The organism is Clostridium sp. (genome assembly GCF_050717545.1).
Lineage (GTDB): Bacteria > Bacillota > Clostridia > Clostridiales > Clostridiaceae > Clostridium_AD.
Genome location: NZ_JBOITN010000003.1, coordinates 16393 through 35001 on the forward strand (window position 1 = coordinate 16393; position 18609 = coordinate 35001).

Below are 18609 nucleotides of genomic sequence, written 5' to 3' on the forward strand. Positions count from 1 at the left end.
CAATCTACTAAAGAACAAGAAACGTTTCGATTTTAGCTACATTATACTAATGTATGGAGGTATTGTTATGATACTTGAACAAAAAGTTAAGCCAATTCAATTTTTAAAAGGAAATAGCAAATTCGAATTTTTGCCTACGGGAGATGTATTACAGTTTTTAAGCGGAGATATATTAATAAATCAATTTCTAGGAAATACAGTCGAAGGATCAGCTAATAACATTTATTTAAGAATATACAATGATGAGGAAATAGATGTTTTTCCGTTACTAGGAATTAAATCAGAAAGTAAATTTAGTTATAATTCTACTAAGGCTATGTGGAGAGGTACTGTAAAAGAAATAGATTACACGGTTACATTTACATTAGCGGATGAATCAACATGGTTTTGGTCAATTGATTTAGACGGTAACGGAGAAATAGTAGACATATTATATGCTCAAGATATAAGTGTGGCAGATAAAGGTGGAACAGTAACAAATGAACTTTATATGAGTCAATATTTAGATCATAAAGTTATAAGTGGAAATAATGGATTTGTTGTTAGTTCACGTCAAAATCAAAATCAAAATCAAGATCAAGATCAAGGAGATAAGTTCCCCTATTTACAACAAGGGTCATTAAATACAAATATTGTAGGGTATTCTACAGATGAAATGCAATTTTTTGGAAAAGAATATAAGATAACAAATATACCAAAGGCTTTAAAAATGAATCTTCCAAATATAAATTATCAATTTGAACTTTCATATATAGCTATGCAAACAGAAAAAATTAATATAGAAGAAAAATCGAATGTGATTTTTTATGGTTTATTTAAAGAAACTCATAAAAATGCTGTTATTGAAATAGAGTTTGCCGATGATATTAAAAATGCTTACGAAAAAAAATTATGTCTTGAAGAAGAAATCGTGATTGAGGTTCCTAAAATTGGAATAAAAAAAGAATTTGGGGAATCATTAATTTCAGAAGAATTCACAACAGATGAATTAAATAAATATTTCTTAACTCGCAGGATGCAGGAGATGAATAATGGTAAGTTAGCATCATTCTTTACAAATGACCACAGTCATGTAGTGTTACAAGAAAAGGAATTGCAAGTTGAACGTCCACACGGGAATATAATAACAACTGGTATAAATGAAGAAAAAATAAGTTCTGGATTAATTACATCAACAAATTATATGTTTGGAATATTTAATGCTCAAGTTGTTGTTGGAAATACAAATTTAAATAAGTTATTATCAACAGCTCGTGGGCTTTTAAATATTCTTAAAAATACAGGACAACGCATTTACGTAAAATATAATGGAGAATTTAGAATGCTAACTATGCCAGCTGCATATGAAATTGGAGTAAATTATTCAAAATGGTTTTATAAATTTGAGGATGATATATTAACTGTTATATCTTATGCTGCAAAAAACAAATCAGATATTATACTGGAAGTAAAATCGGAAAAAAATAAATCATATGAGTTCTTAGTGACTAATCAATTAGTTATGGGTTTAAATGAATTTGAACAACCCGTTAATGTAAATAGAAAAGAAGAAAAAATAATAATTTCAGCAATGGAAAATCCATGCTTATCAAATACGTATCCAGAAATTCATTATAATATAAATATTTTAGGAACTAACTTTGAATTAAGTGACGATTCTATATTCTATAAAGATAGAATAACTAGAAATGGAACTTTAATGACAATTAAGACAGAGGGAGTTTCAGAATTTAAAATAGTAATTCAAGGAAGATTAACTAAGTCAGATGAATCTTTAGAAAATTATTGTCTAGAAATTGAAAAAGAAAAATTTGCAAAACTTTATAAAAAATTAACTTGTGGATTTAAATTATCATCAGATAAAAAGAATGATAAATATGATATAGAAAAAATCAATGAAATATTTTGGTGGTACACTCATAATGCATTAATTCACTTTGCAGTTCCACATGGCCTAGAGCAATCTGGAGGAGCGGCGTGGGGAACACGTGATGTTTGCCAAGGACCTATAGAGTACTTTATGATGACTCAAAATTATAAATTATTAAAGGAAATTATAGAAGAAATATTTAGACATCAATTTTTTGAAACAGGGGAATGGCCACAATGGTTTATGTTTGATAAATATAATATGCAACAAGATGATAGTCATGGAGATGTAGTGTTCTGGCCACTAAAGGTAGTTGGAGATTATATAGCAGCTACTGGTGATGATTCAATCTTGGATAAAGAACTTGTTTACAGGAGTTTTCCTCATGGGGAAATATTAAACGAAGAAACTATTTTAGTACATATTAAACGCTCAATAAAAAGTATTTCTGAAAGATTCTTATATGATACTTCATTAATATCATATGGAGGAGGAGATTGGGATGATACATTACAACCCGCTAACAAAGATTTAAGAGAGAAACTTGTAAGTTCATGGACAATGGCTTTAGCATACCAGTCAATAGGCCAATTAGGGAAGGTTATTGTAAATAAAGATCCAGAATATGCACAAAAAATTAGCAAAATATCAACTGATATTAAAGATGCATTTAATAAATTCCTTATTAAGGATAATGTTATTGCAGGGTTTGCTTATTGTGAAGAAGGTGAAGAGATAGATTATATGCTTCACCCAGATGATAAAAAGACAGGAATACAATATCGTCTACTACCAATGACTAGAAGTATAATAAGTGAACTTGTTGATGAAAAACAAGCTAAAAAGAATGTAGAACTTATAGAAGAACACTTAATGTTCCCAGATGGCGTTCGCTTAATGAATAAACCTGCAACATATAAAGGTGGGGTAAGTGAGTTCTTCCAACGTGCAGATCAAGCAGCTAATGTTGGACGCGAAATAGGATTACAATATACACATGCACATATTAGGTTTATTGAAGCTATGGCTAAGTTAGGTAAAGCAGATGATGCCTGGAAAGCAATGTTTGCAATTAATCCAATTAATATAAAAGAAAGTGTTAAAAATGCTGGAATTCGTCAAAGTAATTCTTATTTTAGTAGTTCAGATGGAGCTTTTGATTCACGTTATGATTTCCAAGAAAACTTTGATAAGTTGCATACTGGTGAAGTGGAGGTTAAGGGTGGATGGAGAATATATTCAAGTGGACCTGGAATTTATTTAAATCAAATAGTTTCAAATGTATTGGGATTAAGGTTCACAGCTAAGGATATAATCGTTGATCCAATAATACCAAATGAATTAGATGGATTGAGGTTTGATTATAAATACAATAATAAAAATATAGCGTTTGTTTATAATATTAAGCAAAGTGGAAAAAGTATAAAAAATATAAAATTAAATGGAAAAAATATAGAGTTTGAGTTGATAAATAATAAATATAGATGTGGTGGAGCTAGGATAGATAAAGAGTTACTAGAAACTTTATCACAAGATAATGATGTAGTTGAAATATTTTTAATCTAAATAAAGAAAACAATATTTTTTAATTAGAAATAAAAACGTTTCTAATAGAAAATTTAAATGTTTTTATATATAAAAAATGGAGGGGATAATAATGAAAAAGAAAAAAATTATTAACTTATGTTGTTTGACAATGGTATCAGTAATGTTATTTGCAGGTTGTTCATCAGGAAAAGATAGTGGTAGTGTTGATAAAAAGGAGGCCCTAAAAGTTTGGGGTATGGGCGATGAGATTAAATATTTATCTGAAGTATCAGAAGATTTCACAAAACAAACGGGTATAGAAGTTAATGTTCAGGCAATTCCTTGGTCTAGTGCACATGATAAGTTACTTACTGCTGTAGCATCAAAATCAGGACCAGATGTTTTGCAACTGGGCACAACCTGGATGCCAGAGTTTCACGCAGCGGGTGCATTAACAGATATGGGACCATATATTGAGAAATATCCATCACTTGCAAATGATAATTTCTTTGAAGGTTCAGTTAAGACCAATATATATGATAATAAAAACTATGGTATTCCATGGGCAGCTGAAACAAGAGTTTTATTCTATAGAACGGATACTTTAGAAAAAGTAGGCTATTCTAAGGCTCCTAAAGATTGGAAAGAATTGGAGGATGCAGCAGTTAAATTAGCCGCGCGTGGAGATGATAAATATGGTATTTCTATAGATGCAAAAGAGCAATCATTAGGATTTATGTTTGCTAGACAAAATGGATCAAAATTAATTGATGAAAATAATAAAGCATTATTTAATGAAAAGACATTTGTAGATTCTATTTCTTATTTAAATAATTTTATACAAAAGGGTTATTCGCCTAAAGAAGATTTAGGAATGGATGTTACACAAACATTTTCTGGAGAAGATCCAATAATTCCTATGTTTATTAGTGGACCATGGATGGTAAAAAGCGTTAATGAAACTGTTAAAGGTATCGAAGGAAAGTGGTCAACAGCACCATTACCAGCTAAAGAAAACAATACATCAAGTCTAGGCGGGTCAAACTTAACTATTTTTGAATATTCAAAAAACAAAGATAATGCAGCTAAATTCATTGAATTTATGACAAAATCAGAAACACAATTAAAATGGTTAGATAAGACAAATGCAATGCCTACATCTAAAAAAGCATGGGAAAATGATAAATTAAAAAATGATCCAAAATATAAAGTGTTTGGGGATCAGATGAAGAATTCACAACCAATGCCTCTAATTCCTGAGTTTGAAGAAATTGCTCAATCATATTTGAAACATTTTGAAAAAATTTATCTTGGTGGTCAAGATGTTCAAAAAGAGATGGATTTATTCAATAAAGAAACACAAATACTATTAGATAAAAAATAAATATATAATAGGAAGATTGTTAATCAAGAATATTGGTTAATAATCTTCAATTTATAGAAAGGATCTGTTAGAAATATGAAAAAATTTATGAATAAAAGTACTCCCTATATTTTTATTTCTCCTGCACTTATATTATTATTGGTATTTTCATTGCTTCCAATTTTTCTTGCCTTTTTCATTAGCTTTACTGATATGAGTTTAATTGGATTAGGTGATTGGTCTAAGATAAATTTTATTGGAATTGAAAACTATCAAAATATTTTCAAAGATCCTATTTTTATAAAATCAATAGTTAATACTATATTTTATGTAGTTATTGGAGTTCCTTTAGTAGTAATATGTTCATTAGGTATTGCGGTTATGATTAAATTTGGAGAATCTAAATTTTTTGGAATTTTTAGAGTGATTTTTTACACTCCATCAATTACAAATGTAGTAGCAGTAGCTATTGTATGGAGTTATTTATATAATCCGAGTTTTGGTTTTTTCAATCATATATTATCATATTTTAATATTTCAGCAGTGAATTGGTTACAGGATCCACTTATAGCTAAATTTTCACTTATTATATTAGCATTATGGCGTGCAATTGGTATTAATATGATTATTTTTTTAGCCGCACTTCAGGGGATACCTAAAGATTATTATGAGGCAGCATCGCTTGATGGAGCTAACAAATGGCAACAATTAATTAAAATAACAGTGCCAATGCTTAGGTTTGCAATATTTTTTGTAACAATAACAACAATGATCGGATGGCTCCAATTCTTTGAAGAACCATTTATAATGACTAATGGCGGACCGTTAGATAGCACAACCTCAATGGCATTATTTATTTATAGAAATGGATTCCAATTAAGTAAATTTGGATACGCAGCAGCAGGTTCATTCATCCTATTTATTGCAATAATTATAATTACATTAATTCAATTCAGAATTCAGAAAAAAAATAATGATAATTAAATTTAGTAGGGAGGGATTTTTTAGATGAATAAAATAAGAAAAAAAAGTAAAAATAAGACAGCCAAAATAATTGTAGGAGTTATTTTAGCTGTCGGAGGCTTATTTATGATAACTCCATTTATTTGGATGATATTATCTTCGTTAAAAACAGATGCAGAAATCATGAGGATTCCTCCTACAATTTGGCCACGACAGCTTACTATTGAAAATTTCAAAAAGCTTTTCACAGAATTTAATTTTTTACTTTATTTGAAAAATACATTAATAATTGTGGCATGTTCATTTGGAGGGTTATTTTTAAATGCTATGGCTGGATATGGATTTGCAAAGTATAAATTTAAGGGGAAAACAGTTTTGTTTTATATGGTACTTGCAACTATGATGATTCCCGGACAAGTTACAATGATTCCTGTTTACCTAATATTAAGCAAGGTAGGACTAACGAATACAATGGTTGGAATTGTATTACCAGGATTAGTTGGGGCATTTGGAATATTTCTATTTAGACAGTTCATGTCTAATATATCAGATGAATTACTAGAGGCAGCTCGATTAGATGGAGCAAGTGAAGCACGGATTTTTCTTAGAATAGTTCTACCTGTATGTCGTCCTATCATTGCAGTACAAGGAATTTTAGCTTTTATTGCTGGATGGAATTCTTTCTTATGGCCATTAATAATGGCTAATGATGAAAAGTTTTATACTCTTTCAGTAGGCTTATCTTTATTAAAAGGACAATATTCTAGTAATTATGCGTTACAAATGGCGGGTTCGACTTTTATGGTGATTCCAATTATTATTATGTTTATAGCTTTTCAAAAATATATCTTAGATGGATTCAATGTATCGGGTATGAAATAATTACTTTGAATGATAGAATAGTTTTATAAATAAGTATACTTTCCACTATGGAAAGTATACTTATTTATTAAACTAATAAAATAAATATAGAAAGGTAGATTAAATGAGTAATATTAAAGATGTAGCTCAATTGGCCAAGGTATCTATTTCTACTGTATCTTATGCTTTAAATAATACGGGCAGTGTTAGTGAAAAAACTAAAAGAAAAATCATAGATGCAGCAAAAAAACTTGAATATAAGCCAAGTGGGATTGCAAGAAGTCTAAAGACTAAAAAGACAGAAATAATAGGTGTTTTCTTAAATAACTTTAATGGACCTATATATAGTGAAATTATAAGAGGGGCTAGAGATGTTATAAAAGCCAATGGCTATGAAATAGTTGTAGCAGAATGTATGGTAGGAAAAAACAAAGTAACTAAATTATTTTCTCAATCTATAGTGGATGGAGCAATAATACTATCAACTACAATAAGTGATGAAATAATAAAAAAATATGCTACAAGTAAATTTCCTATAGTAGTTCTTGATAGAGAACTAAATAATGAGTATATATCAAATGTTTTAATTGATAATAAAAATGCTTGTTATAATGCTATAAAGTTCGCATCACATCAAGGTTATAATGATATAGCTTTAATAAATGGTCCAATTGGAACTTATGATAGCGAGAAGCGTTATGAAGGATTTATGGAAGGTATAAAGGATTTTAAGCTAAACCTTAAAAGTGAATGGGCTTGCATAGGAAATTTTGAAGAAGAAAGTGGATACAATATAACAAAAGAATTTATAGAAAATGATAATTTGCCAGAGATAATATGTGCAGCAAATGATGAAATGGCTATAGGGGCTATAAGGGCATTGAAAGAAGCAGATATAAAAATCCCGGAGGAAGTATCAGTTATGGGGTTTGATGATATACTCTTATGCAATTATATAACACCAAAACTTACAACAATAAGAAGACCCGCATATGACTTAGGAGTACTTGCAGCCCACACATTATTTAATAATTTAAAAGGTAACTTTGATAATAAAAGTAAAATGCTATCAACTGAGTTCATAATTAGAGAAAGCTTAATAAAAAAAGTAAAATAATTTTCAGCATTCCGACTATAAATAGTTGGGATATATTTTTAAAAATACGAAACGTTTCTAGAAAATATTAAATATTAGAAATGTAAAAGTTAGGGAGAGATGATTATGAGTGAAAATATTAAGCTAAAAGAACTATTAGAGAAAATGAGTATTGAAGAAAAAATAGGCCAATTATTGCAATTAGCTCCACTTATATTTAGTGATAATAATAAGGGTGAAGTAACTGGTCCAATGAAAGATTTGAATATAAGCCCAAATCAAATAAATAGAGCTGGTTCTGTTTTAGGGATTTCAGGAGCAAAAGAAATGAAGGAGATTCAAAGCGCTTATTTAGAAAAAAGTATAAATAAAATTCCTTTATTATTTATGGCAGATATTATTCATGGATATAGAACAATATACCCAATACCACTAGCTATTGGATGCTCATGGGATATGGAAATGGCTGAAGAATCTGCTATTGTAGCAGCAAAAGAAGCAGCAGCAGGGGGAATACATGTGACCTTCTCACCAATGGTTGATTTAGTTAGAGATCCAAGATGGGGAAGAGTTATGGAAGCAACAGGGGAAGACCCATATTTAAATAGCCTTTTTGCAAGAGCATTTGTAAGAGGTTATCAAGGAGATTTAACTAGTGATGAAAACATAGTAGCTTGTGTTAAGCATTTCGCTGCTTATGGAGCTGCAGAAGGTGGACGAGATTATAATACTGTAAATATGTCTGAAAGAAATTTAAGAGAATATTATTTGCCACCATATGAAGCAGCTATTGAAGAAGGTGCTAGAATGATAATGACTGCATTTAATACTGTAGATGGTGTTCCACCATCAGGTAACACTTGGCTAATGAGAGATGTATTAAGAGAAGAATGGGATTTTGATGGGATAGTTGTATCTGATTGGGGTTCAATAGGAGAATTGATTTCTCATGGGGTAGCGGAAGATGGAAAAGAAGCAGCAGAAAAGGCTATAAAAGCTGGAGTTGATATAGAAATGATGACACCTCACTATATCCATAATTTAGAAGAGCTAGTGAAGGAAGGAAATGTTGATATAGATTTAATAGATGAAGGTGTAATGAGAATTCTTCAATTAAAGAAAGATTTGGGGTTGTTTGAAAATCCGTTTAGAGGGGCAGATGAGGAATTAGAGGCTAAACTTTTTTTATGTGAAAAGCATAGAGAGTCTGTAAGGAAATCAGCTGAGAAGTCAATGGTTCTTTTAAAAAATGAAGGCGTCTTGCCTTTTAGCAAAGATGTTAAAAAAGTCGCAGTGGTAGGACCTTTTGCAGATAATAATAAAATTTTAGGTGGATGGTCATGGCAAGGAAAGTTTGAAGAAACAGTCTCGCTAAAAGATGGATTAATAAATAAACTAGGAGAGGATAGAGTGCAAGTATCAAATGGATGTGGATGTAAAATAGAATCTATGTCAGATCAAGACTTTGTAGATGCTATAAATGTTGCAAAAGAAGCTGATGTTATAATTCTAGCATTAGGAGAGAATGCTGATTTAAGTGGAGAAGGTGGAAGTAGAACAAATATTAAATTACCTGGAGTTCAAGAAAAATTTGCTGAAGAAATATTAAAATTAAATAAGCCAACAGCAGTTGTATTATTTAATGGTAGACCATTAGATATAAATAAGCTTTCACAAAAATCTGACGCTATATTAGAAGCTTGGTACCCTGGAACAGAAGGTGGAAATGCAATAGCAAACATATTATTTGGGGATGTTAATCCATGCGCTAGGCTAACTATGGCATTCCCATACAATGTTGGACAAGTACCTGTATACTATAATTGCTTTAATACGGGAAGACCAAAGTTAAATGAAGAGTCAGAGAGATATGTTACTCATTACTTAGATGCACCTAATGCACCATTATATCCATTTGGATATGGGCTTAGTTATACTAGTTTTGAATATGGTGAAGTTACTTTAGATAACTGTGAAATGACTAAAGAAGATAAAATAACTGTAAAAGTTAATGTTAAAAATATAGGTAAGATAGATGGTAGGGAAACAGTTCAATTATATATAAGAGATATAAGTGGTAGTGTAGTAAGACCAGTTAAAGAGTTGAAAGGTTTTAAACAAGTTGATTTAAAGGCTAAAGAAGAAGTAGAAGTTGCTTTTGAAATCAGTGAGAAAATGTTACGTTTCTATACTTTAAGTAATGAGTTTAAGTCAGAAAAGGGTAAATTCACAGTGATGATAGGGCCGAATTCAAGTGAAGTACAAATTCTAAAATTTAAATTAGTTTAAGTATAAATATATATAAAAAAAATACGTATAACGATAACGATTTAGTTTCTCACCTATTGTTTCTTATTGAAATCTGAGGATATGGTATTTGCGGCTTTGGATTAAATGACTAACAAAGGGGGAGAATAAAATGGAGGAAAAAAATAATTATGACAAGAACAATAAATATCAAATTCGTAATAGCACTATAAAGTCATATTGGGCATATATTAGGCATATATTGATAATAATATAATAACTGCTCTAGGAAGGGGAAGATTAATGAACATATTTTATAATAAAACATCAGAAGAGGTGATGCAAACTCTCGGTGTTACAGAGAAGGGGCTAAATGAACTTGAAATAAAAAATCGCAGAGAAGAAGAGGGCTTTAATGAATTAACCCAAGGAGCTAGAAAAAGTCACATACAGATATTCTTAGAACAATTTAAGGACTTCTTAGTACTAATCCTTATAGGTGCTGCAGTTATATCAGCTTTTCTTGGAAAATTTGAGAGTACACTTGTTATTATTATAGTTGTTGTTATAAATGCAATACTTGGAACTGTTCAGCATATCAAGGCGGAACAATCTTTGAATAGTCTTAAGGCTCTTTCTTCACCAACAGCCAAGGTTTTAAGAAATGGTCAAAAACTAGCAATTCCTTCAAGGGAATTGCTAGTTGGCGATATATTGTATTTAGATGCAGGTGATTATGTAAGTGCTGATGGAAGAATAATTGAAAATTACAGTCTTCAAATAAATGAAAGTTCACTTACAGGTGAGTCAGAAAGTGTTCAGAAAATAACTGAAATAATAACTGAAGATAATGTAGCAATCGGTGATAAAAAAAATATGGTGTTTTCCGGAAGCTTTGTAACCTATGGAAGGGGTGTAATTGTAGTTACTGCTATTGGAATGAAAACAGAACTAGGTAAAATAGCTAACCTTTTAGAAACTGCAAAGGAAAAAAGGACTCCATTACAGGTTAATTTAGATAACTTCGGGAAAAAACTTGCCTTTGTAATACTTGTAATATCATCCCTTATTTTTGCCCTGAATATATTTAGAGGACATGCAATTATTGAATCGTTAATGTTTGCTGTATCCCTTGCTGTTGCTGCAATACCTGAAGCATTAAGCTCAATAGTAACAATAGTTCTTGCCCTTGGGACTCAAAAGATGTCTCGTGAAAATGCTATTGTAAGAAAGCTTCATGCAGTTGAAAGCTTAGGAGGTATTTCAGTAATATGCTCAGATAAAACTGGAACGCTGACACAAAATAAAATGACTGTACAAAAGTTATATGTTGATGAAAAGGTACTTTCTCATGATGAACTTGATCATGAGAAGCTTTTGGAAAAGAACCTTGTACTAATGGCATTATTATGTAATGATGCTGTAACTATTGAAAATAAACAGATTGGAGATCCTACTGAGGTTGCACTTGTAAACCTAGGTGAAACATATGATTTGGATGAGTTAGATATTAGAAAAGATTATCCAAGAGTTTCTGAAGTACCCTTTGATTCTGATAGAAAACTAATGAGTACAGCCAATAAACTTAAAGACAAAACATATATGATAACCAAGGGTGCACTTGATATACTTTTATTAAGAACAATAAAAGTAGTCACATCAAGTGGAGTTAAAATTCTGACCGAGGATGACAAAAGGGATATTGAAAGAGTAAATAAGGAGTTTTCTGAAAGTGGACTGAGAGTTTTAGCCTTTGCTTATAAAGAAATAGAAAATGGCAAAATAATTGGTATTAATGATGAAAACGACTTAATATTTGTTGGGCTCATTTCCATGATGGACCCTCCAAGAATGGAATCTGCTACAGCTGTGTCAGATTGTATAAAGGCAGGTATTAAACCAGTAATGATAACTGGAGATCATAAAATAACTGCCTCTGCCATAGCAAAACAAATTGGGATATTGAATAGCGAATCTGAAGCTATGGATGGATACGCGCTTGACTCCTTAAGTGATGAAGAACTTAAAACTGTGGTAAAGAATATTTCTGTATATGCAAGAGTATCCCCAGAGCATAAGATAAGAATAGTAAGAGCATGGCAGGAACTAGGGAATGTTGTGGCAATGACTGGTGATGGTGTAAATGATGCACCTGCTTTAAAGCAAGCAGACATTGGTATTGCTATGGGAATAACGGGTACTGAGGTTGCTAAAGACGCTGCTTCTATAGTGCTTATGGATGACAACTTTTCAACAATTATAAAGGCAATTTCCAATGGCAGAAGTATATATTCAAATATACAAAATTCAATTAAATTCCTATTATCAGGGAATACGGCAGGTATATTATCAGTGATTTATGCTTCACTTACAGCACTGCCAATGCCTTTTGCACCAGTGCACCTTCTATTTATCAACCTGGTTACAGATAGTCTTCCAGCTATTGCAATAGGACTTGAGCCTCATAATAAAAATATAATGAATGAAAAGCCTAGAAATACAAATTCACCTATATTAAATAAATCCTTTGCAATGCAAGTAATAATTGAAGGATTGCTCATTGCTCTAGGGACTATGGCAGTATTCCATATAGGATTATCAACCGGTGATAAAATAGTTGCAAGTACAATGGCATTTGCAACATTATGTTTATCAAGATTGCTCCATGGATTTAACTCAAGGTCACAGCAATCAATATTTAAAATAGGAGTTTTCTCAAATAGATATTTATGGATTGCCACCATATTAGGTTATTTACTTTTAGAACTTATTTTAAGATTTGAGCCACTTATGGGAGTTTTTGAAGTAGCCCCCTTAACTTTAAATCAACATGGCATAATATATGGCTTCTCTCTTATGCCTCTAATTCTTATTCAAATATATAAACTATTAGTAAATTTGCATCGCTCATAAAATCTTTCGGTGGATATCTCCTGCGGAGCTAGATGCATCTTTAACTATCTTTGTTATATCTTATGTTGAGGGAGAATATTTATATAACAAATATAATTAATGGTTGAAAACCATTGATGAATAAAAAAAACAAGAATTGGGGTTTAATGAAAATGGTACTATTAAAAAAGGTGTCAAATTAGAATGAAAATATTCAAAGAAATATAGTAAGGCTAAAAAAAACTGAAAGATTTATATAGAGTACAAGCCGATATGAGACATCAATAGCACAACATAATGGCGAGTGAGTTATTAAAAAATTGTAATGTGGTTTTATGTTGAAGAAATAAATTTTGAGGGGCTACAAAAACGTCTTGAAACGTGCGTTATAATATCGCAAGTGGATTGGACTTAATTCTTGATTATTAAACTTTTAGGGGAAATAATTAGTGTTAATATCATTCGTGATGTTAACACTAATTATTTAGCACCTAAGAACCCCCTGCCTTTAGGCGTAGGAGTTTCAGCATTTCATGTTATCTACTTTAATTATTGTTTGCTAATAGGTACTTGATTTGTTCGTCAGTAATATTTGAATAATCTGATTGATTTAACAAGTCATTTTTTTGTTCTTCACTAATTTCACTACTAAATTCTACATCATATTTATTAGCGTTTTTGGTGTAATTGTCATTTTTGGAAATACCATCATTTTTATTCATTTATAACTACCTCCATCTATCAATATTTTTAATGTAAATTTATTTTGCCCTACAATGAGATATATTATACTAATGAATAACAGTAAATAAAAATAATAGTTTTCGATAATTAAATTAATTTATATATAAGTTAAATAGCCAAAGTTCGTTAAGTATTCATATCGTGCAGAGGGGGGGAGTATGATGTATCAGCAATAATATACCGTTTTTCAAACTGTTAATAACTTTTTTATAACAAAAATGTTTCCTATAGTAGTTAGAATTATTCCAATAACTATAAATCTCCAAGATATAGTTGTGAATATAAACGACGGCTTTATAAAACTAATGAACAGTGTTGCATAATAAGAATTTGCTTGGCGATATGCAAAACTATATAAGAAATAAAGTGCTATTACTGCGGACATTGAACCTAAGAATCCAGTTATTATCCCCTCAAAAATAAATTTACGTCTAATAAACCAATCTGTTGCACCAAGATATTGCATCATATTAATTTCATTAATTCTTGAATATATAGCAAGTTTTATTGTATTTTTAATCAAAAAAAATGTTGCTACCATAAGTATAAGAGAAAGTATTACTCCTAACCATTGAATTATTTTAATCATTCCCAAAATTTTATTAGGAATGTTTTGACTACTGTTAATTTTATCTATACCTTGTACACCTTTGAATTGAGAAATTATTTTAGGTATATCATTTTGTCCATTCACTTTTAATATATATGATGCTGGTAGGGGAGTATTATTTTTAAAAGTAATATTAGATACAACATTCGACGCATATATTTTTTTATTTATATTTTGCTGTTCAGTAATCTTTATATCATCTTTTAAAGTCACCCGCACTTCATATTGGGAGTATATACCGATAATTCCCATTCTAAGATTCAACATGAATAGCACAAATAGTCCTAAAATAAATAACGTTGACATTATTGAAGTCATGGAGGAAATGCTAGTAGTAGCATTGTTTCTAAGATTTTTTGAAGCATCTTTTGATAATAAATTTAAAGTACTAATCTTCATAACCGTATCTTCCCCTTTGCTCATCTCTAACTAGAACACCTTTTTCTAAAGCAAGTACCCTCTTCTTCATAGCATCTACTATGTTTTTTGCATGTGTTGCCATAATTACAGTAGTACCCGCTTTGTTAATATCCTTTAAAATATCCATAATACCTAATGCTGTTGCAGGGTCTAGATTTCCTGTTGGCTCATCGGCTATTAGCAAAGTAGGATTATTTACTATTGCTCTTGCAAGTGATACTCTTTGTTTCTCTCCACCAGAAATTTCATTAGGAAATGCCATATGTTTTTTTGATAGTCCCACTAAGTCTAAAACATAAGGTACTTTTTTTCTAATATCTTTTTCGCTAGATTCTGTTACCCTAAGTGCAAAAGCCACATTTTCATAAACATTTAATGTATCAATTAATCTAAAATCTTGAAAAACCACTCCGATTTTTCTTCTATGATATGGTACTTTTTTTCTAGATAATTTTGTTATATCAAGATTGTTTATAAAAATGCTACCTGTAGTTGGGTCTATCTCTTTTAGAAGTATCTTAACAAAAGTAGATTTACCCGCTCCACTAGGACCTACAAGGAATATAAACTCCCCCTTTTTAATAGTTATGTCTATATTGGACAATGCAATTACGTTATTATCATAAATCTTAGTTATTTTTTTTAGTTGTATCATATATAATCCTCCTTATCCTGTTAAAGTAAGCAACTAATAAAATCACTATTATTTGCTTTGTCATAAATTACAGTTGTATTGTAACTCTTTACTTAAAAAATCATGTTTTAGAATATTTTATAACCTTTTTTAAAGCAATAAAAATCACAGAATATAAAGCACTAAAAAGTATAGCTTTAGTAGACAATGTTGAGAATATAAGAATAAAAAACCGACTTATCTATTTAAGAAAGTCGGTAAGTTTTTTCGCTTATAAGAACTTTATGAACTACTTAAATTTTTCAGGTTTTTCAATTCTCATAAATAATATATATCCATAAATTGGACATTACTTATTACTTCCCATAAAATTATCCTAAATTATAGTTTATTCTTATATTAATTGTAACATAAATTTCAAATATAAGGGCTAATATTTTCTAAAAATCAGTTGTATATCTCTATATATTACAAAAAATATTCAACAGGATTCCTATTTTGGAACATTTGGGGTTGTTGTAGTTATATTGGGTCTGTACCAGATGAAGTGGCGTCATTCTTTCAAATGTATGCTATACTTCTTTTAGAAGCCATTTTCATCCTCCATTGCTTAATTTAAATAGTACTCATCTTTTTTTAACAGAGTCTTAAAATCTAAAATGGACATAGGTTTTGCATAATAGTAACCTTGGGCCAAATCGCAACCTATTCCACGTAAAAACTCTACCTGTTCCTTTGTTTCAACACCCTCTGCTACTGTTTCTATTTCTAAATCCTTAGCCATCGCAATAATACTTTTAATTATCATTTTTCCACGGGCTGAATTTGACGTTTCTTTTAAAAATTCACGATCAAGTTTCACAACGTCTATAAAAATATCCTTTAACACATTTAATGATGAGTAGCCTGATCCGAAATCATCAATAGATAGTCTAAAACCAATTTTGTGAAGTCTTCTCGTGATGTCAAATATAATATCCATATTGCTTTGAAATGCACTTTCAGTTATCTCTAATTCTATGACGCCAGGTTGTATATCATATTCATAAAAAATAGATTTTAATGTATCTATATATGTTGGGTTATTCAGATGAAGTCTTGACTGGTTTATTGATACAATAAGGGGCTTGTGACCTTCTTGTGACCATTCCTTCTGCAATTTGCATATTTCCTCAAAAACATACATATCAATCTTAGTCACAAATCCATTTTTCTCAAAAATAGGAATAAAATCGTTTGGCATTATCATCCCTTTTTGTGGGTGCTGCCATCGAATTAGTGCTTCTGCTCCTGAAATTTTTTCTGTATTAAGATCATATTTAGGTTGTAAAAACACCTTAAAATCTCTATTCTGTAAAGCTTTATACATTTCGTTTTCAATAGTATTCTCTATAATTATCTTGTTGCGTATAGCATCGTTGTAGAAAAAATACGCACTGGTGAAACCTCCTTTAATTATATTAGCTGCAAGACTTGCTCGATCGTTCATAGTATCAATTGCCATATTAGTATCCTTAATCACAAAAATACCTGAACATACAACTATATTAAAATTAGAGTCAGTATCAAACTCAAAGTTAGAAATTTCTTCATTGATTATTTTTAACCTACATTCTAGTTTGTTTTTATCCACATATTCAAGAAGTAAAAGGAACTTATCGGCGGTAATACGCCCAAAGGTTTCATATTGATTAATATAGCTAAATATTATATTAGCCATATGCTTTAAAAGTGAATCTCCCTTTTCATACCCCAAAATATCATTAATTAATTTAAAATTATCAATATCCAGTGCAATAAAAACGTATTGTTTTTGATTGTTTCTTATAAGTTTTTCAGCATTTAAATTAAAGGATTTTTTATTTGCACCACTAGTTAACTCATCAATATATATAAGCTTATTATTTTTTTTCTTTAAATTGATTTCCTGTTCTTTCCTAGCGGTTATGTCAAAAACTATACCAGCTACAAATTCAGGTTTTCCATTAATATCTCTTTGTGTTATCTTACCTCGATCATAAAACCATTTCCAACTTTTATCCTTTGCTTGAATGCGGTACTCAGTCTCATAAATACTGGTTTTACCTTGCATATGAAAAAGCATAGCATTCATCGTGTTCTGATAGTCATCTGGATGTATTTTATCTGTAAAAAATTGATAACTTACTTTTTGCGGCAACTCCTCCATGGTATAGCCTAAAGTAGTTATTTTTAAGTTATTAAAAACAACAGAATTAGTTCTAATATTGAAATACCAGTGCCCCAAATTTCCAGACCAGGCAAACTTGAGTTTGCTTTCCTGATCTTTTTCTATCAAGAGTTCCTTGTTAAGCATTTCAAACTCAGTTATTCTTTCAATTAATTGTTCACAAGTATATTTAGAATAATCCATGTATGTACCTTTCCTTTCATGATTTTTAATATAGACAAAGAGTACCTACTATTAAATCATCTCCTGCGTAGCTGCAACATCTTCATAGAAGATGTATTGACGACTTCAGAAGGTGACTTTCCTTCTGAAATGTCTTTAAAAAGTAATTCTATTGTTATATTATGAGCTTATCTCAATTTGGTACCGTATTTTTCCAATAAATTATAATATATATAGCAATTACAACTGACATTTGGAAAAATAGTATCTTTAATTATGATTATAATTATTATATTGCACATTAAACGGATGTATGATTTTTATATCCGAAATAGTTATTAGTCATTGTAAAATTTAATTTATTAAAAACATAATTCGAATAAATTGGGACATATTAATATTATGATTTATCCACTGCTAATTATTATTATATTGAGTTAGGTAGGTGTTTTTATGTATCTTATATTTCTTGCAGTTATATCTATTGGTATCTGTTATAAATCAGGGGATTGGAGGAATTGGAAAAAATATTATCCAACAATTTTATTTTTTATTTTGAGTAATGTTGTATGTATTCTTTTAACATATAATCACGCATTATGGCAATATAAAACAAAAATATTAAATCACACTTTTTCCGATTTATTTATTAGTATAACAGTATATCCAAGTATGGTAATGTTATTTATTCCTAATTTTCCTAAAAAAACAATGAAAATCATTACCCATATTTCATTTTATGTTGCGCTCTATACTATAGCAGAATTAATTGGTATGAAATTGGGGTATTTTATTCATTTTAATGGTTGGAATATATGGTTTTCTATCATAGTCAATTATATATTGTTCTCGCTATTATATCTTCATTATAAAAAACCAATATATGCCTGGATTATTGCACTATTGAGTCCTCATATTTTATTTTTTTTTATGAATATACCATATAACAGCATTAAATAAAATGAATTTGTAAATACTTATATTGTTGAATACAAGTATTTACAAATTGAT

12 protein-coding genes are annotated in these 18609 nt (G+C 30.0%); 8 read left to right on the top strand and 4 right to left on the bottom strand.

Annotated features, from left to right (window positions below; genetic code table 11):
• The first annotated feature begins 67 nt into the window (after window positions 1-67).
• The 7 genes from ACREVX_RS00520 (at window position 68) to ACREVX_RS00550 (ending at window position 12840) form a co-directional block, all read left to right on the top strand.
• Window positions 68-3436, top strand: a complete 3369-nt coding sequence (locus ACREVX_RS00520) for a GH36-type glycosyl hydrolase domain-containing protein (protein ID WP_431542093.1) — start codon at window positions 68-70, stop codon at window positions 3434-3436.
• A gap of 91 nt (window positions 3437-3527) precedes the next feature.
• Window positions 3528-4781, top strand: a complete 1254-nt coding sequence (locus ACREVX_RS00525; RefSeq protein WP_431542094.1) for a sugar ABC transporter substrate-binding protein — start codon at window positions 3528-3530, stop codon at window positions 4779-4781.
• An 87-nt stretch (window positions 4782-4868) separates the two neighbouring features.
• Window positions 4869-5744 (top strand): carbohydrate ABC transporter permease, encoded by an 876-nt coding sequence (locus ACREVX_RS00530; RefSeq protein WP_431542095.1) that lies wholly within the window; start codon window positions 4869-4871, stop codon window positions 5742-5744.
• A 24-nt stretch (window positions 5745-5768) separates the two neighbouring features.
• Entirely contained in the window at window positions 5769-6605 is an 837-nt protein-coding gene (locus tag ACREVX_RS00535; protein WP_431542096.1) for a carbohydrate ABC transporter permease, read from the top strand.
• A 103-nt stretch (window positions 6606-6708) separates the two neighbouring features.
• A complete protein-coding gene (locus tag ACREVX_RS00540) occupies window positions 6709-7701 on the top strand; it encodes a LacI family DNA-binding transcriptional regulator (protein ID WP_431542097.1) in 993 nt (330 codons plus the stop codon).
• Window positions 7702-7806: 105 nt separating this feature from the next.
• On the top strand, window positions 7807-9969 hold the full coding sequence (locus ACREVX_RS00545; protein ID WP_431542098.1) for a glycoside hydrolase family 3 N-terminal domain-containing protein: 2163 nt from the start codon (window positions 7807-7809) through the stop codon (window positions 9967-9969).
• 261 nt (window positions 9970-10230) lie between these two features.
• Window positions 10231-12840, top strand: coding sequence for a cation-translocating P-type ATPase (locus ACREVX_RS00550; RefSeq protein ID WP_431542099.1), 2610 nt, complete (start codon window positions 10231-10233; stop codon window positions 12838-12840).
• Window positions 12841-13364: 524 nt separating this feature from the next.
• Here the strand turns inward: ACREVX_RS00550 and ACREVX_RS00555 are convergent.
• The 4 genes from ACREVX_RS00555 to ACREVX_RS00570 all read right to left on the bottom strand — a co-directional run bounded on the left by ACREVX_RS00555 (window position 13365) and on the right by ACREVX_RS00570 (window position 17619).
• Complete coding sequence (locus ACREVX_RS00555) at window positions 13365-13541, bottom strand: hypothetical protein (RefSeq protein WP_431542100.1); 177 nt, start codon at window positions 13539-13541, stop codon at window positions 13365-13367.
• A gap of 209 nt (window positions 13542-13750) precedes the next feature.
• Window positions 13751-14596, bottom strand: a complete 846-nt coding sequence (locus ACREVX_RS00560) for a permease-like cell division protein FtsX (RefSeq protein ID WP_431542101.1) — start codon at window positions 14594-14596, stop codon at window positions 13751-13753.
• Window positions 14562-15248 carry a cell division ATP-binding protein FtsE gene (gene ftsE / locus ACREVX_RS00565; protein ID WP_431542102.1) on the bottom strand — a complete coding sequence of 229 codons (687 nt, stop codon included), beginning with the start codon at window positions 15246-15248 and terminating at the stop codon, window positions 14562-14564. Before ftsE ends, ACREVX_RS00560 begins: the two co-directional genes overlap by 35 nt.
• Window positions 15249-15837: 589 nt before the next feature.
• Window positions 15838-17619, bottom strand: a complete 1782-nt coding sequence (locus ACREVX_RS00570) for a putative bifunctional diguanylate cyclase/phosphodiesterase (RefSeq protein ID WP_431542103.1) — start codon at window positions 17617-17619, stop codon at window positions 15838-15840.
• Between the two features lie 432 nt (window positions 17620-18051).
• Here ACREVX_RS00570 and ACREVX_RS00575 point away from each other — a divergent pair, with 432 nt between their 5' ends.
• Window positions 18052-18558, top strand: a complete 507-nt coding sequence (locus tag ACREVX_RS00575) for a CBO0543 family protein (protein ID WP_431542104.1) — start codon at window positions 18052-18054, stop codon at window positions 18556-18558.
• Window positions 18559-18609: the final 51 nt, after the last annotated feature.